The sequence below is a fragment of the Staphylococcus cohnii species complex 1663 genome (assembly GCF_041008415.1).
Lineage (GTDB): Bacteria > Bacillota > Bacilli > Staphylococcales > Staphylococcaceae > Staphylococcus > Staphylococcus ureilyticus.
The window spans coordinates 20,300-41,063 of sequence record NZ_JBFDVL010000009.1 but is presented as its reverse complement, the minus strand read 5'-3'; the positions used below and the strand labels follow the sequence as shown (position 1 = coordinate 41,063).

Genomic DNA, 20,764 nt, shown 5'->3' with positions numbered 1-20,764 from the left:
AACATGCCCAAACCTTAGCAATAGGTTTGGGCATGTTTATTTTAAATGTTTTTTTGTATTTTAGGGTGAAGATGATAGGCCGACTCAGTTGCTTCATCTTTAATAACTTTATCTAAAGTTGCTACAATCGTTTGAGCAATTTCAGCGGTTGGAACGCCAATCGCGTTGACTGGGTAATCTAATTTTTTAATTTGAGGGATATTGTCATAAGAATACAAGATAGGGTGATCTTGTGGTCCTAGTGCATTTATTGTACCGACTGTTATATCATAGCTGCCACAAATCACGCCTGGTGCAAGTGCGTGTGTTTGTAAAAATTGTTTAACGGCAGATTCCGTTTCAATTGCATTCAAACTTGTAGAATCAATGATACGATAATTTATCTTGTGTTTGTCACAATATTGAGCAATCGCTTCTTTTTTTGCGATTTGACGTGTATCATTTGTATGTATATCACCAATATAATCAATGTGATCAATGTCCTGATCGACCAATGCTTCAATTGCCATGATCATCGCTTCTGAATGGTTTACGTTTATAATCGGATAAGGGATGTCACGATCGACACCATAGGCAACGACTGGGACATTGTTATAAATTTCTGGAGATAAGTTTGTTGCGTCACCTTCATCAAAAATGACGATACCATCACAACCGAATTCAACAAATTTTTTCGAAGCGGCAGCGACATCGTCTATCGACACAAACATGACATAACCTAAATCTTTGATAGCGTGATTGATTTCTGAAATAAGGTGTGTAACCGCTACACGATCTACAGAAGGCCAGATTAATCCAATTGTGCCACTTTTCTTTGAAACAAGTGCTCTAGCAGAATGATTAGGTATATAATTCATTTCTAAAGCTTTTTGTTGAATTAAATTTTTGGTTTTTGGTTTTACGAGATGAGAATTTTTAAGTGCTTTACTAACTGTGGAATAGCTGACACCACAGGCTTCAGCAACATCTTTTAAAGTTACAGCCATAAAATTTCTCCTTGAAATTGATTGATTTAAATGCAAATTAATTATACCATAGAGATAAGCATTACAATATTTTTTTGTACAAAAATAACAACGTTGTTATTTTGAAGGGTATTGTAATTGATATCATTTTTGAGGGGTTGAAGACATGGATTCAATGAATACAATGAAAGAGATTCAACAAGGCAAACACATTGCTGTCATGCGAACTGAAGATGCAAAATCTTTTTTAGATATTGCACATACCATTATTGATAAAGGCCTACACACAATTGAGGTTACTTTAACAACGCCGAACGCTATAGAAATTATAGCTGAATTATCAAAAAGAGACGACGCATTGATTGGTGCAGGAACAGTGTTAGACAGTATTTCTGCACGTACTGCCATTTTAAATGGTGCGAAATTTATCGTTAGCCCATCTTTTGATAAAGAAACAGCGAAAATCGCTAACTTATATGATGTACCATATATTCCGGGCTGTATGACTGTTAAAGAAATGGTTGAATCATTACGTTATGGTTGCAAAGTCCTTAAATTATTCCCAGCAACGCAATTCACACCTAAGTCAATTAAAGATTTCAAAGGGCCATTACCACAAATTGAAATTGTGCCTACAGGTGGCGTTGGTAAAGAAAACCATAAAGCATGGTTAGATGCTGGAAGTTTTGCAGTTGGCATTGGAAGCGAAATAACAAAAATTTATCAACAAGAAGGAAAAGATGCTTTAGAAAGATATATTTCAGAAATAAAAAGTGAGGTATAACAATGACGGTCTATGGTTTTGGTGAAGTATTATTACGTTACACGCCACCAAATTATGAACAGTTGAAAGATGCCAATACGTTTAAAGTAAATGTTGGTGGTGCAGAATTGAACGCACTTGTGACATTAGCACAATTTGGACATACGACTGAAATGTTAACGGTATTACCCAATCACGCGCTAGGACATTTAGCATTACAAAAAATGTTTCAAACACGTGTAGGTACTGCTTCAGTGAAATATAATAATGGCCGAATTGGTACATATTATATGGAAGAGAGTTTCGGCTTTCGTAGTGGCAAAGTGATTTATGATCGCGAACATTCAACATTTGCGAATCATGGTGAAGATGTAATGGAAGAAATCAATGCTCAAAGTGGAGATTTCTTTGTATTTACAGGTATTACGTTAGCTGTAAATAAAATGATTCGTCATCAAATTGTCGATGTATTAAAGCAACTAAAGCAACAAGGCGTTAACATAGTGTTCGATATTAATTTTAGAAGTAACTTATGGTCAAAAGAAACAGCAGTACCAATAATAAAGTCAATTTTACCATTTGTCGATGTTCTATTTTTTGGAAAAAAAGATGCTACACATTTGCTCGAAACTAATGATTTAGATGATGATATACAGATATGTGCAAAAACAATTCGATCCGAATACGACATTGATTTGATGGCTTCAAGTAATAGAAATATAGAACAAAGTACATTACAAGGTATTATGCTGACAAAAGAAAAATATATTGAAGGCCAAGCATATACTTACACTGTTTTAAACAGAATCGGTGCTGGTGATGCATTTATGGCAGGTGTATTACATGGATTGAATAAAGCATGGCAACCAGAAGATACAGTAGATTTTGCAACAAAATGTTCTGTTCTACAACATACGACAAATGAAGATGCACTAAGTGTACAAGAAAGTGATGTATTTAATTTATCAACGCATTTTGGAGAACTGAAACGATAAAAATTGCAATATAAGGGGTATAATCTTTATGAAGAAATTTACACTCCTTCTTGTAAGCGCATTCTTTACGATGGGGATGGTATCGATGTTGCTTACAAATAAGGAGACGATTGCTAAAACAAAGACAAAAGAGATCATGTTAGCGCATAATCAGCCAACGGAACATCCTGTCCATAAATCTTTAAAAATTTTTAAAGATAGATTAGAAAAAGAATCACATGGTCAAATAAAAGTGAATATTTATCCGAATGGTCAGCTCGGTAGTGAGCGTGAAGCAATAGAAATGACACAGACGAATGCAATTCAAATGACTAAAGTTTCGGCTGGGGCATTGGAAAGTTTTTCGCCAACGTATTCATTATTTAATATGCCGTATTTATTTGAGTCAGAAGAAAATTATCGACACGTAATGAAACGTAAAAACGTACAAGACGCTTTCTTTAAATCGACAGGGGACCAAGGATTTTTAGGTATTACTTATTATGATGCAGGTATGCGTAGTATCTATACGAAAGACAAAGAAATCAAAGACAACAAAGATTTGAAAGGCTTGAAGATTCGTGTTCAGCCAGGCAAAACAAGTGTAGATTTAATTAAATCGTTAGGTGGCACGCCAACACCGATGGATTATGGTGAAGTGTATACTGCAATGCAATCAGGTGTTATTGATGCAGCAGAAAATAATGAAACATCTTTAACAACGAATAACCATGGTGAAGTTGCAAAAAATTATTACTACACAGAACATGCAACCGTACCTGATATTTTAATCATGAACAAAGAGACCTATGACAGCTTGACGAAACAACAACAAAAATGGTTAGAAGATGCAGCAGATTATTCCACAAAAAAACATGAAGTAATTTGGGATAAAGCAGTGAGCGATGCTAAAAAAACAGCGACAGAAAAAATGGACGTGAAGTTTCACGATGTAGACAAATCTACATTTAAAGCGACTTCAAAACCTCTTCAAGATGAATTTAAAAATAATCCGGATACGAAAGCGGATTATAAACTAATCGAGAAGGAGGAACAGCGCTATGAAAAAAGCAAAGCAAATCATTGATAAATTGTTGTTAACGCTAGCTGGTATAACGCTTTTTGTTATGGTTATTTTATCGGTTTATCAAGTTGCAACACGCTTTATTTTTAACACACCGAGTACGACGAGTGAAGAAATTGTTAGATTCTTGTTGATATGGTTTGGGTTATTGAGTGCAAGCTATGTCTTTGGAATCAAACAGCATATTGCCATTGTATTTATCAGAGAAAAATTGCCTGAGAAAGTACAGTTATACTTGGAAAAGATTTCGGACATTATATTAATTATCGTGGCACTCGTGCTCATGATTTGGGGCGGTTTTGAAGTTGTGAAGTTAACTTGGTCTCAAATCGCGCCGTCAACAGGTTTATCAATGGCTGCAATGTATGGTGCATTGCCAGTTTCAGGAATATTTATTATTTTCTATGCATTTTATAATTTATTTAGTAAAGAGACAATGACTACAATTCAAGCGCGTGATGAGCTTGAAGGCGGTGATGGCTTATGACAATGATTGCGGGATTAGTATTATTCATCACTTTCTTCATCTTTCTTATCATTGGCTTACCGATTGCATTAGCGATTATTTTAAGTTCTATTATTACGCTATTATTGATCTTACCATTCGATGTCACTATCGTAACTGCAGCACAGCGTATGGTTACGGGCATTGATGATTTTACAATGTTAGCGATTCCGTTATTTGTGCTAGCAGGTATCATCATGAATAACGGCGGCATTGCATTTAGATTAGTTAACTTTGCGAAGGTACTCGTTGGCAGATTGCCAGGATCATTAGCGCATACCAACATTGTTGGGAATATGCTTTTTGGTTCCATTTCTGGTTCTAGTGTTGCAGCAGCTGCTGCCATGGGTCGTATCATGGGACCAATGGAAAAAGCGCAAGGTTATAAAAAAGAATATTCAGCAGCAGCAAATATCGCTTCAGCACCTTCAGGTTTACTTATCCCACCAAGTTCACTATTGATTGTTTATTCATTAGTCAGCGGCGGGACATCCATTGCAGCGTTATTTATCGCGGGTTATATTCCAGGAATTCTATGGGGTATTGCTTGTATGATTGTTGCTTATGTCATGGCGAAAAAACAAGGTTATAAAGTATCAGAGAAAATTAGTTGGAAAGATAGATTATTCTTAACATTAGATGCATTACCGAGTTTATTTTTAATAGTAGTAGTGATTGGTGGTATTGTCGGAGGAATCTTTACAGCAACAGAAGGTGCAGCGGTCGCAGTTTTATATTCTGTAGTACTTTCGCTAATTTATAAAAGCTTAAAAATCAAACAATTATCCAACGTTATCAAAGAAACAGCTGAAATTAGCGGTATGATTTTATTTCTAATCACCGCTTCGGCGTTATTTTCACTTGTGATGAGTTATACCGGCTTACCGGAAGCAATATCCAATGGCATTATCTCAATGACTGACAATCCAATTGCACTGTTATTATTAATCAACGTTATCTTATTAGTCATTGGTACTTTTATGGACATTACACCAGCAGTACTTATATTTACACCAATCTTTTTACCGATTTCAGAAGTATTAGGTCTTGATCCCATTCATTTTGGTATCATTATCGCTTTTAACTTATGTATTGGTAATATCACACCACCAGTTGGTAGTGCGTTGTTTGTAGGAGCAAGTGTAGGCGGTGTACGTGTTGAATCAGTATTTAAATATTTAATTCCATATTTTGTAGCTTTAATTATTTTAATGCTAATCATTACTTTTATACCACAATTATCATTATTCCTTCCAAAACTATTAGGATTATAGAAAAGGAGCAATTATATGACTTTAATTAATGACAATTTTTTATTAAATAGTAAAACAGCAGTAAAACTATACCAGAAAGTTAAAGATTTACCGATTTATGATTTTCATTGTCACTTAGATCCAAAAGAAATTTACGAAAATAAAAATTATGACAATATTACACAGTTATGGCTAGGTGGAGATCATTATAAATGGCGTTTAATGAGAGCTTATGGCATTGAGGAAGCTTTTATTACAGGCAGTGTTGATGATTTTGATAAATTCCAAGCATTTATGCATATGTTACCGTATGCGATTGTAAATCCGATGTATCATTGGTGTGCATTAGAATTAAAACGCTATTTTAATGAGGATACAGATTTAGATAAAGTGAATATCAGTAAATTATATAAATCATTAAATAAAAAGTTAGCAAAACCTTCACATACACCACAAAATCTAATTAAGCAAAGTAATGTTAAGGTGGTATGTACGACAGATGATCCATGTGATGACTTAAAGTATCATAAGTTATTAAACGAAGATAGCAACGTTACATTTAAAGTTATACCTACATTTAGACCGGATAGTTACGTTTTCTTAAATCATGAATCTATCAATACAAAAATTGACCAATTGAATCAAGCGACTGATTGCGACATCCAAGATTTAAATACTTATATTGATGCATTAAAAGCACGTGTGCATTATTTTGATAGACAAGGTGCGCGCAGTTCAGACCAAAGTTTTGAAAAGACACCTTTAGTAACAGCAACGGTTGACACAGCAACTGAAATTTATAATGCGCTCAAACGTGGCGAACAAGTAACAGAAACTGAACAATATGAATTAGCAGGTTATATATTAACTGAAATTAGTAAAGTTTATGAAGAATTAGGTTGGGTTGTACAATTCCACCTTGGACCAACAAGAAATAATAACTCAAACATGTTTAAAATTACAGGACCAGACAGTGGTTTTGATAGTGTAGGTGAACAGTTGAGTGCTAAAAAATTAAATGCATTGCTAGATCATCTTGAGCAAAATCATGCGTTATCAGATACCATCATTTACCCAAATAATGGCAATGATCATTTAATGGTACAAGCAACTGCAGGGAACTTTACAAATAGTAATCACAAAGTCCAACTCGGTGCTGCATGGTGGTTTAACGATACAAAAGAAGGTATGGAACAACATTTAGTAGAGTATGCTAATGTCGGTTTATTATCTAAATTTGTAGGCATGCTCACAGATTCACGTAGTATGATTTCGTATACACGTCATGAGTACTTTAGAAGAATATTATGTAATTTCTTAGGAGATAGAATTGAAAAAGGTGAGATTCAATTATCAGAAGAAACTATCACTCAAATAGTGAAAGATATTTGTTATAACAATGCAGTAAAATTATTCAAAATAGAAGGCGTTGAGGAGGTATAACCATGGAATTATCATTTCGTTGGTATGGGGAAGATGACCCAGTAACATTAAATAATATTAGACAAATTCCAGATATGAAACAAATTGTTACAGCAATTTATGACATTCCAGTTGGAGAAGTTTGGACTAAAGAAAGAATTGCAGCATTAAAACAGTCAATTGAAGATGCAGGTTTGAAATTTGAAGTTGTAGAAAGTTTACCTGTCAGTGAGGAAATAAAGCTTGGTACAGAGAAACGCGATCAACTCATTGAAAACTATAAAACTTCATTGATTAATCTCGCAGAAAATGGTGTTAAAACAGTAACTTATAACTTTATGCCGGTATTTGATTGGACACGTTCACAATTAGACTATGACTTGTCAGATGGTTCCAATACACTGATTTATAACCATGATCAAATTAAAGATATTGATCCACTAACGACGAATTTAAATCTACCAGGTTGGGATGAAAGTTACTCGCGTGAAGAGATGAATCAACTGATTACATCCTATCGTGAAACCTCAGATGAACAATTATGGGACAATCTGAAGTACTTCTTAGATGCTGTGTTACCAACTGCTATCGAACATGATGTGGATCTGGCGATACATCCGGACGATCCACCTTGGCCGATATTTGGCATACCACGTATCATTAAAAACAAAGAAAGCTACGAACGCTTATTAGCTATTAGTAATGATACACATAATGGTATTTGTTTCTGTACTGGTTCATTAGGTTCATTAGCAGAAAACGATTTACCGAATATGATTCGTACATTTGGTGATCACATTCATTTTGTACACATGCGCAATGTTAAACGTATTGGTGATAATTCATTTATAGAAACAGGCCACTTATCTAAAGATGGCTCAGTAGATATGAAAGCTGTTACTGAAGCACTGAGAGATATTGATTACAAAGGGACTATCAGACCTGACCATGGACGTATGATCTGGGGAGAAACAGGTAAAGCTGGTTATGGCTTGTTTGATAGAGCTTTAGGTGCAACTTATATTAATGGCTTAATAGAAGGAGTGAGTAAATAATGGCAACACAATTCAAAGATGTTAATGTCGTTATTACAGGTGCGACAGGTGTGATTGGTTCTACTTTTGTCAAAGCACTTGTAGAAAAAGGTGCTAATGTAGGTATATTAGGTCGTTCAGAAGACAAAATTATAGAATTACAAGATGAAATTGATAAAAATAGACAACAAACTGTAGCGCTCGTTGCAGATGTGCTAGATAAATCAGCTTTAGAGCAAGCGAAACAAACATTCAATGATAAATTTGGTGCAATTACAATACTTATCAATGGCGCCGGTGGTAATCATCCTGATGCGACAACGAATGATGAAATGTACGATAAAGCAGGCGACAAAACGTTCTTTGATCTCACAGAAGAAGGTGTAGATAATGTATTTAAATTAAACTATACTGGAACATTTTTACCATCACAAGTATTCGGTAAAGATGTTGTGGCATCTGAAACAGGAACAATTATCAATATTTCATCTATGAACGCCTTTACGCCGTTGACAAAAATTCCAGCCTACAGCGGTGCAAAAGCTTCAGTAAGTAACTTTACTCAATGGTTGAGCACTTATTTTGCAGGGCAAATTCGTGTTAATGCAATTGCACCAGGATTTTTCGAAACAAATCAAAATAAGGCATTGCTAAGAAATGAAGACGGTTCTTATTCAGAACGTGCTCAAAAAATTCTTTCACAAACGCCAATGGATCGTTTTGGTGTACCTGAAGATATTTTAGGTACATTGTATTGGTTAATGGACCATGATATGAGCGGTTTTGTAACAGGTATTGTGGTTCCAGTAGATGGTGGCTTCTCATCATATTCTGGCGTATAAATTAAATAAAATAAATCAAATAAAAATCAACACTTTCATTGTTATAAGGATGAAAGTGTTGATTTTTTTGTTTGATTGTCTGGTTAACATTGTTGTTATTCTATGTGTCATGGTAAGTAATATTATTGCGATATAATACATCTTCTAATTTTTCTAAATTGGATAATGCATTAGCTGAAGTACGTCTGCCGAGTTCTAATACTAATGCATCAATCAGCGCAATAATTGGAATGATTGAAAAATGATCCTTCCTAACGGAAAGCTTTAAAGTAATAGTTGCATGTTCTAAAACTGGTGAAGAGTCATAATCTGTGATTAAAATAATATGGTTGCCTTGACGTTTTGTTTCTTTGACAGTTTGAATCACTGAATTTGTGTAGGGTTCAAAAGCAAAAACAATTAATATATCATTTTTAGTCATTTTAGTAATTTTATCAAAAATAGCATCAGTATCATTACTAAGCTGATGAATATTTAAATAAAATTCGTTTAGTAAATGCTCGAAATATAAAGCGGTCGCCCTATAAGGACGAGTGCCAAGGATACATACACTCGTTGCATTTTCTATATATTCAACAGCAGTAGCAAAATTTTCAATCAAATCAGGTTTTAATGACTGATTTAATAAATCAACGCTTTTATCCCAAACATCAGTCAATGCATAACCTTGTTCACGATTGATGTCTCCAAAAGCATTTTTAAGAGAAAACTTAGTTTCATTTGGTAAGGCTTCACTGTAAATATCTTTACGAAAATCATTGAAATTTTCATAGTCTAAAGCGTGCATGGTACGCATAACTGTAGAAACGCCTACTTCAGCCTGTTGAGACAATTCTTTAATTGTTATTAAGCCTAAGTCTTCAAAATGTTTAAGTATAAAGTCGCAGAGTTTTTGCTGTTTTTTAGGTAAACTTTTTTTAACTTTTACAATTTTTGATTTTAAATCTGGATTTTGATTCATAAAAACTAAGCGCCTCGTTTCTGTTGATTCAAATAACTTTATCTATATCATAACAAAGGTTTATTGCAAATAAAAATTCTGAAAAAGAACAAAAACAATCCCTTTATTAATGTAAGGGTTTACATTTATTCATATAAATGATAATATTCTATTTAATAAAAACAAGGGGGTATAATATTGTTAAATTATAAATTTGAAAATTTAAAACCAAAAGTGCAATCTTTTTTGAAAGAAGATATTCAACTTTATATTAATGGCGCTTATTGTAATGCAAAAAAAGGCAAGCTGTTTGAAGTTTTGGATCCTTCTACTGAAAAAGTAATAACTAAAGTTCATGAAGCAGATGAAGTAGATATTGATTATGCAGTTGATTCAGCTAGAGCAGCTTTTGATACTGGTGAATGGACAAAAATGGAAGCGCATACAAGGAGTAATATTATTTATGCTTTTGCACAGTTGTTAAAAGCGCATCGAGAAGAACTGGCTCAACTTGAGTCTATTGATAGTGGTAAGCCATATGATGTTGCATTAGCTGATGATATTGATGGAACAATTCAACAATTTGAATATTATGCTGGATTTGCAACAAAAATTAGTGGTAAAACCACTCAAATTTCAAATGATTTAGTCAGTTATACGGTTCATGAACCTATTGGGGTTGTGGGACAAATTATTCCTTGGAATTTCCCGTTATTAATGGCTTCCTGGAAATTAGGTGCCGCGTTAGCTGTGGGTTGTACGATTGTTATTAAACCAGCGACTGAAACACCATTATCGTTATTGTATGCAGCTCAGTTATTTAAACAGGCAGGATTTCCTGATGGGGTTGTTAATATTGTGCCTGGACCTGGTAACACAGCAGGTGAGGCTATCGTTAATCATTCTAAAATAGATAAAATTGCTTTTACTGGTTCTACAAATGTAGGCAAGAATGTCATGAAGGGTGCAGCAGATGAAATAAAAAATGTCACATTAGAATTAGGTGGTAAATCGCCAGCTATTTTATTGAAAGATGCTGACTTAGATGAAGCGATCGAAGGTGCATTTGCTGGCACAATGTATAACCAAGGACAGAATTGTAGTGCTTGTACACGTGTTTATGTTCATAGAGATATATATGAAACTGTTTTAGAGGGATTAAAGAAAAAAGCAGCGTCAATAAAACTAGGTCCAAGCATGGATGATAATTATAATATGGGACCATTGATTTCTAAAAGACAACAAGACAAGGTAATAGATTATATAGAAAAAGGAAAAAAAGAAGGTGCCAGATTAATATTTGGTGGTCAGCAAACATATGAACATGGCTATTATGTTGAACCTACTATTTTTGCAGATGTAGAAGATGATATGACCATTGCGAGAGAAGAAATATTTGGTCCAGTAATGTCTGTCTTTGTGTTTGATGATATTGATGAAGTCATTAATAGAGCTAATGATAGTCAGTATGGTTTAGCCTCTAGTGTTTGGACACAAAATATTAAACACGGTCATTATATATCTAAAAAGCTAGAAGCGGGAACAGTGTGGATTAACACGGTCGGTCTTGAAATAGAAACGATGCCATTCGGCGGTTATAAACAATCTGGTATTGGTAGAGAGATGGGCGGAGAGTATGGTTTACAAAGCTATACATCAGTTAAAAGTGTCATGATTAATATAGATTAAAATATAAAGAGATTAGGAGAATATATTATGTATAAACCTTATGGAATGATTGCAGCATTACCTACTCCAATGTTAGAAAACGGAGACATTGATTTTGAATCATTTGAAAAATTAATAGAACATGTGATTGCAGGTGGAATTCATGGTGTACTTGTCGGCGGTAGTACTGGAGAATATTCATTGATGACTTTCGAGGAACGGAAAAAAATCATAGCATTTGTAACATCCCAAGTGAATCAAAGAGTTCAAGTTATGGCTGGAACGGGGTGTCATAGGACACTTGATACAATCGAATTGACGAAATTTGCAGAACATGTTGGTGCAGACTCAGCATTAGTTATCAATCCGTATTATATGGTTACAAGTGACGATGGAATATTAGATCATTATAAAGCTGTAGCAAAAAACACTGACATTGGTATCGTTATTTATCATTATCCAGACGCAACAGGCGTAGAACTTTCACCTGAATTAATACATGAAATTAGTAAAATTGAAGGTGTGATTGGTATTAAAAATACAGCAGATGGTATTCATACATCTAAATTACTTAACCTAGTGAAAGATAATACAGATTTTGCGTTATTAAATGGTTTTGAAGATTTATTTTTACCTTCATTATCAATAGGAGCAAATGGTGCAATAGGGCTAGTACATAATTTAGTTCCGGATAAAATTGCAAAATTGTATGAGCTAGTCCAAGAAAATAATGTAAAAGAAGCTGCTGAATTAAATAAAAAATTACTGCCTTTATTTAATTTATTAGAAGAAGAAACTGTACCTGGAACAGTTAAAGCTGGTTTGAAAGCGTTAGGAATTTCAGACACTACATGTCGATTACCATTACAACCAGCATCTAAATCATTTGAGAAAAAAATGACACAATTATTGAATGAAATAAATAACTAAGTGCAAGAAAATTAGAATAAGAAGGTGCTAATATGAAAGATGTCATTATTATCGGTGGTGGATTGGCAGGATTATCAGCAGCATGGAGATTAAGTAACCACGATATACTATTATTAGAATCAGAAAATCGTGTTGGTGGACGCGTAATGTCTGAAAGACGTGGTAATTATTGGATGAATTGGGGTGGACACGTTTATGCTGGTGAAGGATCAGCAACTGACGATTTATTAAAATCGGTAGGTGTTAAATCATTACCAGTGCCTGGAAAACTATCTGCTATGCATTTAAATGGAAAACTTTTATTAGATGGTCGAGTAGAATTATATCCATTTAGAGTACCTATGTCATGGAAATCGAGATTAGCAATGTTAACTGCAGGTGCAAAAGTAAGAGCTGCAGTGATGAAATATGCAAAAGTTGCTCAAAAGAAAGAAGTTGAAGATTATTGTGTCCAACAACAACGTATTTTAGATTTTATGAATAATAAAACATTTTCAGAATTCACAGGAAAATTACCGATTGATGCAGATGCTATTTTTAGACCAACCGTAAGTAGATCAACAGGTGAACCTGAACAAATTTCGGCTGGAGCAGGCATCGGTTACTTTCATATGATTTGGAATAAAAAAGGCGGGCTATCTCAAAATATAATGGGTGGGCCATCTACATTAACAAACACAATAGCCAACCATTTAAAAAATAAAGTTGAAATCAATGCACACGTACAAGAAATCATTCATAACCAAGACTTTGTAACAGTAAAGTATCAACAAAATGGAACTGAGTTTGTGGAAACTGCAAAGTACGCCATCATAACTACGCCGGCACCCATCACACGTAAAATCACAAAAAATTTAAGTGCAAAGCTAGATTATGCACTTAGCCAAATTAAATATGGACCGCATGTAAGTGCGTCATTTTTAACGAATGAACAAGGTAAACAAATTTGGGATGATGTATACGCATTTGCTACGCCGAAGCGGTCATTTGATATATTAATACACAATTCTAATGTCATTCATGCCCAACAGAAAAATCGTGAACAGGGTAGTAGTTTTATGACATTTTCACCTGCGAATAGAGGTAAAGCATTGATTGACAAATCTGAAGATGAAATATTAGAAATATACCTGAATGATTTAGAAGAGATTCTTCCTGGTTTTAGAGATTATGTTATAGAAGCTAAGGTGAATAAATTTCCTTATGGATCGGCGTATGTGTATCCTGGACGCGCTGATATACAATCAACATTAATAGAACCAGAAGGACGTTTATTTTTAGCAGGTGATTATTTAGGTACGTTTTATACTGAAACAGCCATTCAAACTGGGTATACCGCTGCGCAAAATATTAATAGTCTATTAGGTTTTACCAAAAATGAAGATTTACGAGAAGTTTTGTAAGCGTTTACAAAAATGATGTGGAGGCTTTTTTATGACAAATAAATCTATGGAGGATATGCCCTTTTGCAAATTTCACATGAAAATCTTTTCTTATGCGAGTGGCAGTTCTTTTGTTGATGGCTATAGTTTAGGAATTATAGCCATCGCACTTTCAGTAATGCAAAATGATTTTGAAATGTCTGTGACGATGGTTGGCTTACTAGGTATGGGGACATTAGCTGGGATGATCATTGGAGGTTTAGTTGGTGGTTATTTTACAGACATATTAGGACGTAAGAAAATGTTTATTATTGATATGTTGTTATTAGGTGTTTTTACCACTGCGCAATTTTTTGTTACAGATCCAATGCAGTTAGTAGTGTTGAGACTGTTGATTGGTATTGCTCTAGGTACAGATTATCCTATAGCTGGTTCATTAATGAGCGAATTTGCGCCTAAAAAGCATAGAGGAGCATTGTTAGGCGGCATTAATGCGTTTTGGTTTATTGGCTATGCCATTTCATATCTTGTTGGTTATTTTATGCTTCCATTAGGTGCAGATAGTTGGAGATGGATGTTATTAAGCGGGGCTTTACCGATTATCTTTTTATTATTAGCTCGACTTAATATGCCAGAATCTCCACATTGGTTAACAAAACAAGGTAAAAGTGTAGAAGCAGCCCAGATTGTTAAAAAAATATTTGGTGACGACGTGATTGTTTCAAATACAAACCATGAACATAAAAAAACAAGTTTGGCAGATATTTTTAAAAATGGTTATGGCAGACGTACATTTTTTGTTTCCATGTTTTGGTCATTACAAGTGATGACTACATTTGCTATTGGAACGTATATCCCTGAGATTCTTTCACAATTTGGATTCCATGAAGGTTCACAAAAATATTTAGGATCTGCTGTTATTAATATGTTTTATTTAATAGGTATTTTTCCAGCATTATACTTAGTTGAAAAATATGGAAGAAGACCTACTTTGATATGGCCCTTCTTGATTACTGCGCTAGCTTTGTTATCATTAGGTATAGTATCTGGTGGCAACGCTCCATTTTTAATGATACTTGTACTATTTATTATTTACGGTATTTTCAATACAGCTATGGGCAGTCATCAATGGATTTATCCATATGAACTATTCCCTACATATGTACGTGGTACAGGTGGAGGTTTTACTACTACTGTGAGTCGATCAGCATCTGCTTTAAGTACATTTTTCTTTCCGATGATTTTAGAAAATTATGGATTAAGTGTAACAATGTATATTTCATCGGCACTATTATTTATTGGTTTTATACTGTCGATTTATATGGCACCGGAAACAAAAGGGAAAAATTTAGAAGAGGCAGGAGCTATTTAGGTTGAAATTTAAAGTGTTGTTGTGTTTTTTAAGCATCGCTAAATGGCCTTGATTTGATTGAATATGATTGTTATATGTTGAATGAAGTGAAAAGTTGACTAGATGAACTGTACTTTCATCCTAGTTACTTTTGTTGGGCGGGACAAAGGAATCTACTAGAAAAGTATGATGTTTGTCTCGCTCTTATTTGCTTCGACATATGTATTTTTAATCTTTTAGCACAATGATTGTTTGTTTTGAAAACCTGATAAATAGTACATAGTAACTAACTTCGAAGGGGATGTATGATCAATGAGTAAAGATAATAAGGCAGCAGTTAAGACTGCGCTCGCTTATCTTAGTTTTATAGTTGGCGCAGGATTTACAACTGGCCAAGAACTTTTACAATTCTTTGTTAACCATGGAAATTATGCATACATTGCAGTGATTCTTACAGGTATTATTGTAACGTTTGCGACTAGGCAAATTTCAAAAATTGGTTATCGCTTGGATGCGAATACATATGAAATTTCATTGAACCATATTTTCGGAAAGTATGTAGGTAAGATTATTGATTATTTAACTATTTTCTTTTTATTTGGCTTAACTGTTGTTATGATTGCAGGCGGCGGCTCTGCACTTTATCAAGGATTTGGGCTTCCAATGTGGACAGGTTCATTGGCAATTGTAATTTTACTTTTTATTGTACTACAACTTAGGTTTAATAAAATCATGACAATATTAAGTGTAGTGACACCATTTTTAGTCATCGCAGTTTTAGTGATTGCCGGCTATAATATTATCAATCCTACAATTCCATTTTCAGAGATAGAACATTACACAAAACCATCTAAAACATCTAGTTCCATATGGTGGTGGGATGCGATTGTTTATGGAGGATTAATCATTGGCAATAGCTTTAGTTTCTTAACCATCGTTGGTAGTGATGCTATGAGTCATAAAACAGCACGCAGGGGGGCATTTTACGGTGGCCTATCTTTTAGTATATTGTTATTAATTATGACGTGTGGATTAATGGCTAATATCCAAAACGCTAATAGTGTAGACATTCCTACATTATTATTGGCAAATGATATACACCCTTATATAGGTATATTTATGTCAGCGGTGATGATAGGTGTTATTTTCAATAGCTGTATCGGTATGTTGTATCCATTTTTAAGTAGATTTACACGACCAAGTAGTAAAGGTTATGTTGCACTATTAACAATTTCTTTAATTGTGGCTTTTATCTTAAGTTTTATTGGCTTTGTCGATCTAGTGAATTTCGTGTTTAAAACATTCGGTTATATCGGCCTGTTTATCAGTGCTGCGCTATTAGTTAGATGGGTTTATAATAAATTTAGTGAAAAACGTTTAATGTAATCACTAAAAACATAAATAAAAGACGTATAGTAACCAATTTTGTATATAATTGGGCTATACGTCTTTTTTATTTAAGATAGAAAGCTAGTAATTGCGTCGACTAGACTATAAAGACCTAAGAAAGTAACGATTAAAACGACAACAAAACCGATAATATTAAGCCAAATGTTATTGACAAAACGGCCCATTAGATTTTTCTTGTTGATGATAATAAAAATTAATATAGCAACGATGGGTAAAATAATACCATTTAAGGCTTGTGCCACTAATAATACTTCTAATGGTTCAAATCCGAGTGAGGATGTTGTAATACCAATAAGGATAATGACTGCAAAGACAATCTTGTATTTTTTGCTTTCCATGCCACCTTTCCACCCTAATAAGCTGCTTATTGTAGCTGCCGCTCCAGTAGGGGAAGCAATAGCAGATGAAAGCCCTGCTGCAAACAAACCGATGCTAATTGCAAAGGGAGCGGCATCGCCTAAAACAGGTTTGAGTGGACCAGAAAGTTGAATAATACTTTTGACTTCATCACCACGAATTAATGTGGCAGCAGCAATAAGAATAGCTGCTGAAATGATACCACCAACAGTAATCGAAATAATAGTATCCCAACGCGCAAATTTGAGTTCTTTTATACCATTAAAACGTTCGTGTACCGCTGTGGAATGGATGAAGAAATTATAAGGAACTACAGTCGTTCCGATTAATGCTATGACAGTTATTATAGAACCGTTCGGAATTGTAGGTACAAATACACCTTTTAAAATACCAAAAATATCAGGCTTAATGACGATCATAGTTGTAATAAAGATAATGCCCATGATGACCATCAAGAAAATCATTATTTTTTCTAAAAATTTATAATTACCAAATAACCCGATAAGTAAAATAATAAAACCGATAATAGGTGCTACTAGGTTTTCTGGTAAATTTAATAGATATGCTGCACCAAGTGAAGTTCCAATTAAATCGCCACTGATGTAAGCAGCACAACCAATGGTTACAGCTATTAATGTAAACCATACAATAATCAGTTTTCCTACTTTATGGGCAAATAATTCTTGTATTGCTTCGCCTAAACCTTCTCTTGTTACGAGTGATAGTCGAATAATCATTTCTTGGAGCACGATGGTTGCAACAATTGAGAAAACAACAGCCCATAACAGGCTATAACCAAACCCCGCACCACCTTGTGTCATCGTTGTAACGGTTCCGGGACCTATAAATGAAGCGGTGATAATCATACCAGGACCGAGAGATTTAATAATCTTCCTTACATTTTTGACCAATGTCATCACCCCTCATTTATTTTGTGTTATTTAAATAATTCACATGGCCCGCAAGTACATATAATACAGCTGTTGAAACGAAATGGGCAGAGTTTTGGTTAGTGTCTTGCATTGGGTAAACTTCAACATAATCCATACCGCATAAGCCTAATGCACCAAATTCATATATCATTGTTAATAGCTCATAAGAACTTAGTCCATTGCCATCTACTGGCCCGCCTGGATTAAAGGCAAAGTCTAGTACATCACTACATATTGTTAAATACACGACATCTACATCTTTACTCGCCTGTGCATAAATATCTCTAGCATATTGTTTTAAATCCTTAGCAGCTCTAATATCATTGATCGTAAGTGTTACTGCACCAGCTTCTTGAGCGTAACGGCCTGTTTCTGGTTTGTTTCTAGGACCATGAATACCTGTATGAATGATACTTTCATTACGTATACCATCTGTTTCATATAGTCTCATGAATGGAGTGTTACGTGCGTAGGGTTCTCCTTCATAATCGGGCATGTTATCATAATGCGCATCCAAATGTATAATGCCCACTTTTTTACCCGTTTCCGCCAGTGACTTCAGAATAGGGTAAGTGACACCATGTTCACCACCAAAACCAACTAAAAATTTCTCGCTTTCCCATAGCTTTTTAGTGAATTTTTCAATATTTTCGTAGCTTTGTTGATTATTGTGCGCAACAAAAGGCACATCACCTACATCGCCCATTGTTAAATGTTCACTAATATCAATATGGTTTAATTCTGGTAAATATTGACTGTAACGTGCTGAGCAAACTCTAATTTGCTTTGGACCTAATTCAACGCCAGTATAGTCACCCCAAGTGCTTTCACCTTCAAAAGGCGCACCATAAATTATGACATCTGTATCTAAATTATCTGTAGATGTGAGATTTTTACTATTTAAAAAGCATGGTACATTACCATAAATATTGTTTTTCATATTGTATAACCTCCCCTTTATTGTAAATAAGTATATATTGGATGATTTTTTATTTCAAATAAATTCAGAAAATTCTATTTTTAAACCTTTTGAAAATGAAAATATTTCAATAGGAAAGTATTTTTATATAGAAATATAGTCTGAGTGTGAAAATTAATGTATAAAAAATAAGCTGATTCAAATTTGAATCAGCTTTTTGCAACATGGAATAGGGAATAAAGTATTATGCCCAACCACGGAAACGCGTTGCTTCAGCCGTACGTTTTAGACCTACAACATAAGCTGCTAAACGCATATCCATTTTTCTATTTTCTGCTAAATCATAAATTTTATTAAATGCTTCAACCATTTTTTCTTCAAGTTTCGTGATGATTTCTTCTTCCGACCAATAATAGCCTTGATTATTTTGCACCCATTCGAAGTAAGACACTGTTACACCACCTGCACTAGCAAGTACATCTGGTATGATTAAAACGTCACGGTGGGTTAATATTTTAGTCGCTTCTTGTGTCGTAGGGCCATTAGCTGCTTCTGCCACAATCTTAGCTTGAATTAAATGGGCGTTTGCTTCTGTGATTTGATTAGATAGTGCAGCAGGAATCAAAATGTCGCAGTCGAGTTCAAATAATTTTTCATTAGGAAGGACGTCTTCAAATAATGGTGTTACACGACCATGTTGTTCTTTTAATGCTAGAAGATGTTCAATATCCAGCCCCTCAGGATTATATAAAGCGCCTCGACTTTCTGATATCGCGACAATTTTAGCCCCTTTATCATGCAAAATTTTAGCAATAAAACTTCCGGCATTGCCAAAACCTTGAATCGCTACACGAGAATCTTCGATATTAATATTTCGATGTTTCGCAGCTTCTTCAATTGTGATTACAGCACCTAGCGCTGTGGCTCGATTACGTCCTTGTGAACCACCTAATGAAAGCGGTTTGCCTGTAATAAATGCAAATGCATTTGAGCGGTTGATTTTACTGTATTCGTCCATCATCCAAGACATGATTTGTGGGTTTGTATAAACATCTGGTGCTGGAATATCACTGGCAGGTCCTACAAATTGTGAAATAGCTTTAACATAACCACGTGATAAACGTTCTAGTTCTAAATTACTCATTTCTCTTGGATCACATATGACGCCACCTTTACCACCACCAAAAGGTAAGTTTGTGATGCCGCACTTCATTGTCATCCACATGGATAATGCTTTCACTTCCTCAACATTCACATCAGGATGGAAGCGGATACCACCTTTGGTAGGTCCTACGGCTTGATTGTGTTGTGCACGATAGCCTTTAAAAGTTTTAACAGTGCCATCATCCATACGTACAGGAATTCGTATTTCTAAAAATCTTAAAGGCTCTTTGACAAGTTCATACATACCATCGTCAAACCCTAATTTATGTAAGGCTTCTTTCATAATTTCTTGAGTCGAAGTTACTAAGTTATTGTTTTCTGTCATGTTTATCTCCTCTATCATTACTTCAATACTTATAAGTTACTTATATATAAATGTTATCGATAATAAGATATAAAATCAATACATAATGACTGAATTTTTATAAAAGTTTGAAAATTCAATTAATACAAAATATATGACTTTTTGGAGAGAAATTGTCTAGTTTTATGCTTGGATAGGGGGTGATTATAGCCGAGAACTTTAAGTGATTGCTTATAGTGTTGAAAAACAGCGTCGTATAATTGATTAATTATACTGAAAAATTAATAGATATAGAAAGGTATATGATGTTGTAGATAGTAAAATTTAATGTTACTTAAATATGAGTAATCGTTTATAGTTACAATCGATTTATAGGGATGAGTAAATGGATAGTAATGATTAAATACATGTATATCTATTAGAAAGGCTATATTTTTTGTTACACATTGTACTGTGACTTGTCTATCTGAGTTAAGAACTATGCCATAATGTAACTACTTTATTATAGCTGTGAAGCATTAAGAGACATACTTTTTTAATATGAATTATTTACAATTACCATAGA

Annotated in this window: 18 protein-coding genes; 13 read left to right on the top strand and 5 right to left on the bottom strand. The window is 34.3% G+C overall.

Annotated elements, in window-relative coordinates:
• Nucleotides 1-41: 41 nt before the first annotated feature.
• Complete coding sequence (locus tag AB1J10_RS10965) at nucleotides 42-986, bottom strand: LacI family DNA-binding transcriptional regulator (RefSeq protein WP_064209878.1); 945 nt, start codon at nucleotides 984-986, stop codon at nucleotides 42-44.
• 145 nt (nucleotides 987-1,131) lie between these two features.
• Between AB1J10_RS10965 and eda the strand changes: the two genes are divergently transcribed.
• From eda to AB1J10_RS10925, 8 genes are read left to right on the top strand one after another with little or no spacing between them, the layout of a single operon-like run.
• Nucleotides 1,132-1,749 carry a bifunctional 4-hydroxy-2-oxoglutarate aldolase/2-dehydro-3-deoxy-phosphogluconate aldolase gene (gene eda / locus AB1J10_RS10960; protein WP_046207228.1) on the top strand — a complete coding sequence of 206 codons (618 nt, stop codon included), beginning with the start codon at nucleotides 1,132-1,134 and terminating at the stop codon, nucleotides 1,747-1,749.
• A 2-nt stretch (nucleotides 1,750-1,751) separates the two neighbouring features.
• Complete coding sequence (locus AB1J10_RS10955; RefSeq protein WP_070039450.1) at nucleotides 1,752-2,723, top strand: sugar kinase; 972 nt, start codon at nucleotides 1,752-1,754, stop codon at nucleotides 2,721-2,723.
• 28 nt (nucleotides 2,724-2,751) lie between these two features.
• Nucleotides 2,752-3,789: a TRAP transporter substrate-binding protein gene (locus AB1J10_RS10950; protein ID WP_070039448.1), complete on the top strand. Its 1,038-nt coding sequence runs from the start codon at nucleotides 2,752-2,754 to the stop codon at nucleotides 3,787-3,789.
• Nucleotides 3,764-4,273: a TRAP transporter small permease gene (locus AB1J10_RS10945; RefSeq protein ID WP_064209875.1), complete on the top strand. Its 510-nt coding sequence runs from the start codon at nucleotides 3,764-3,766 to the stop codon at nucleotides 4,271-4,273. The genes AB1J10_RS10950 and AB1J10_RS10945 overlap by 26 nt, the downstream gene beginning before the upstream one ends.
• Nucleotides 4,270-5,565 carry a TRAP transporter large permease gene (locus AB1J10_RS10940; RefSeq protein WP_046207232.1) on the top strand — a complete coding sequence of 432 codons (1,296 nt, stop codon included), beginning with the start codon at nucleotides 4,270-4,272 and terminating at the stop codon, nucleotides 5,563-5,565. Before AB1J10_RS10945 ends, AB1J10_RS10940 begins: the two co-directional genes overlap by 4 nt.
• Before the next feature lie 15 nt (nucleotides 5,566-5,580).
• Entirely contained in the window at nucleotides 5,581-6,987 is a 1,407-nt protein-coding gene (gene uxaC, locus AB1J10_RS10935) for a glucuronate isomerase (protein WP_070039447.1), read from the top strand.
• Between the two features lie 2 nt (nucleotides 6,988-6,989).
• Nucleotides 6,990-8,021, top strand: a complete 1,032-nt coding sequence (gene uxuA, locus AB1J10_RS10930) for a mannonate dehydratase (protein WP_046207233.1) — start codon at nucleotides 6,990-6,992, stop codon at nucleotides 8,019-8,021.
• The gene (locus AB1J10_RS10925; RefSeq protein WP_046207234.1) at nucleotides 8,021-8,842 is read left to right on the top strand and encodes an SDR family oxidoreductase; all 822 of its coding nucleotides are present in this window, start codon (nucleotides 8,021-8,023) and stop codon (nucleotides 8,840-8,842) included. Before uxuA ends, AB1J10_RS10925 begins: the two co-directional genes overlap by 1 nt.
• A 100-nt stretch (nucleotides 8,843-8,942) precedes the next feature.
• On the opposite strand, the gene AB1J10_RS10920 is transcribed toward AB1J10_RS10925, so the two are convergent.
• On the bottom strand, nucleotides 8,943-9,803 hold the full coding sequence (locus AB1J10_RS10920) for a MurR/RpiR family transcriptional regulator (protein WP_070039446.1): 861 nt from the start codon (nucleotides 9,801-9,803) through the stop codon (nucleotides 8,943-8,945).
• A 177-nt stretch (nucleotides 9,804-9,980) separates the two neighbouring features.
• On the opposite strand from AB1J10_RS10920, the gene AB1J10_RS10915 reads away from it, so the two are divergent.
• The 5 genes from AB1J10_RS10915 to AB1J10_RS10895 all read left to right on the top strand — a co-directional run bounded on the left by AB1J10_RS10915 (nucleotide 9,981) and on the right by AB1J10_RS10895 (nucleotide 16,499).
• Nucleotides 9,981-11,471, top strand: coding sequence for an aldehyde dehydrogenase family protein (locus AB1J10_RS10915; RefSeq protein ID WP_070039444.1), 1,491 nt, complete (start codon nucleotides 9,981-9,983; stop codon nucleotides 11,469-11,471).
• 27 nt (nucleotides 11,472-11,498) lie between these two features.
• Complete coding sequence (gene dapA / locus AB1J10_RS10910; RefSeq protein ID WP_070039443.1) at nucleotides 11,499-12,380, top strand: 4-hydroxy-tetrahydrodipicolinate synthase; 882 nt, start codon at nucleotides 11,499-11,501, stop codon at nucleotides 12,378-12,380.
• 32 nt (nucleotides 12,381-12,412) lie between these two features.
• A complete protein-coding gene (locus AB1J10_RS10905; RefSeq protein ID WP_070039441.1) occupies nucleotides 12,413-13,783 on the top strand; it encodes a flavin monoamine oxidase family protein in 1,371 nt (456 codons plus the stop codon).
• A gap of 31 nt (nucleotides 13,784-13,814) precedes the next feature.
• Nucleotides 13,815-15,134, top strand: coding sequence for an MFS transporter (locus AB1J10_RS10900; protein WP_064209868.1), 1,320 nt, complete (start codon nucleotides 13,815-13,817; stop codon nucleotides 15,132-15,134).
• A 291-nt stretch (nucleotides 15,135-15,425) separates the two neighbouring features.
• Nucleotides 15,426-16,499: a YkvI family membrane protein gene (locus AB1J10_RS10895; protein ID WP_070039440.1), complete on the top strand. Its 1,074-nt coding sequence runs from the start codon at nucleotides 15,426-15,428 to the stop codon at nucleotides 16,497-16,499.
• Between the two features lie 71 nt (nucleotides 16,500-16,570).
• On the opposite strand, the gene AB1J10_RS10890 is transcribed toward AB1J10_RS10895, so the two are convergent.
• The 3 genes from AB1J10_RS10890 to AB1J10_RS10880 all read right to left on the bottom strand — a co-directional run bounded on the left by AB1J10_RS10890 (nucleotide 16,571) and on the right by AB1J10_RS10880 (nucleotide 20,220).
• Nucleotides 16,571-17,746: an Nramp family divalent metal transporter gene (locus tag AB1J10_RS10890; protein ID WP_371090922.1), complete on the bottom strand. Its 1,176-nt coding sequence runs from the start codon at nucleotides 17,744-17,746 to the stop codon at nucleotides 16,571-16,573.
• A gap of 61 nt (nucleotides 17,747-17,807) precedes the next feature.
• A complete protein-coding gene (locus AB1J10_RS10885) occupies nucleotides 17,808-18,752 on the bottom strand; it encodes an agmatinase family protein (protein WP_070039439.1) in 945 nt (314 codons plus the stop codon).
• 223 nt (nucleotides 18,753-18,975) lie between these two features.
• Nucleotides 18,976-20,220, bottom strand: coding sequence for a Glu/Leu/Phe/Val family dehydrogenase (locus tag AB1J10_RS10880; protein ID WP_070039438.1), 1,245 nt, complete (start codon nucleotides 20,218-20,220; stop codon nucleotides 18,976-18,978).
• Between the last annotated feature and the right edge of the window lie 544 nt (nucleotides 20,221-20,764).

What these genes read in the sequence shown, in the direction of transcription:
- AB1J10_RS10965 (WP_064209878.1), bottom strand. Translation starts at nt 986, where the DNA reads ATGGCTGTAACTTTAAAAGATGTTGCTGAAGCCTGTGGTGTCAGCTAT.
- eda (WP_046207228.1), top strand. Translation starts at nt 1,132, where the DNA reads ATGGATTCAATGAATACAATGAAAGAGATTCAACAAGGCAAACACATT.
- AB1J10_RS10955 (WP_070039450.1), top strand. Translation starts at nt 1,752, where the DNA reads ATGACGGTCTATGGTTTTGGTGAAGTATTATTACGTTACACGCCACCA.
- AB1J10_RS10950 (WP_070039448.1), top strand. Translation starts at nt 2,752, where the DNA reads ATGAAGAAATTTACACTCCTTCTTGTAAGCGCATTCTTTACGATGGGG.
- AB1J10_RS10945 (WP_064209875.1), top strand. Translation starts at nt 3,764, where the DNA reads ATGAAAAAAGCAAAGCAAATCATTGATAAATTGTTGTTAACGCTAGCT.
- AB1J10_RS10940 (WP_046207232.1), top strand. Translation starts at nt 4,270, where the DNA reads ATGACAATGATTGCGGGATTAGTATTATTCATCACTTTCTTCATCTTT.
- uxaC (WP_070039447.1), top strand. Translation starts at nt 5,581, where the DNA reads ATGACTTTAATTAATGACAATTTTTTATTAAATAGTAAAACAGCAGTA.
- uxuA (WP_046207233.1), top strand. Translation starts at nt 6,990, where the DNA reads ATGGAATTATCATTTCGTTGGTATGGGGAAGATGACCCAGTAACATTA.
- AB1J10_RS10925 (WP_046207234.1), top strand. Translation starts at nt 8,021, where the DNA reads ATGGCAACACAATTCAAAGATGTTAATGTCGTTATTACAGGTGCGACA.
- AB1J10_RS10920 (WP_070039446.1), bottom strand. Translation starts at nt 9,803, where the DNA reads ATGAATCAAAATCCAGATTTAAAATCAAAAATTGTAAAAGTTAAAAAA.
- dapA (WP_070039443.1), top strand. Translation starts at nt 11,499, where the DNA reads ATGTATAAACCTTATGGAATGATTGCAGCATTACCTACTCCAATGTTA.
- AB1J10_RS10905 (WP_070039441.1), top strand. Translation starts at nt 12,413, where the DNA reads ATGAAAGATGTCATTATTATCGGTGGTGGATTGGCAGGATTATCAGCA.
- AB1J10_RS10900 (WP_064209868.1), top strand. Translation starts at nt 13,815, where the DNA reads ATGACAAATAAATCTATGGAGGATATGCCCTTTTGCAAATTTCACATG.
- AB1J10_RS10895 (WP_070039440.1), top strand. Translation starts at nt 15,426, where the DNA reads ATGAGTAAAGATAATAAGGCAGCAGTTAAGACTGCGCTCGCTTATCTT.
- AB1J10_RS10890 (WP_371090922.1), bottom strand. Translation starts at nt 17,746, where the DNA reads ATGATTATCACCGCTTCATTTATAGGTCCCGGAACCGTTACAACGATG.
- AB1J10_RS10885 (WP_070039439.1), bottom strand. Translation starts at nt 18,752, where the DNA reads ATGAAAAACAATATTTATGGTAATGTACCATGCTTTTTAAATAGTAAA.
- AB1J10_RS10880 (WP_070039438.1), bottom strand. Translation starts at nt 20,220, where the DNA reads ATGACAGAAAACAATAACTTAGTAACTTCGACTCAAGAAATTATGAAA.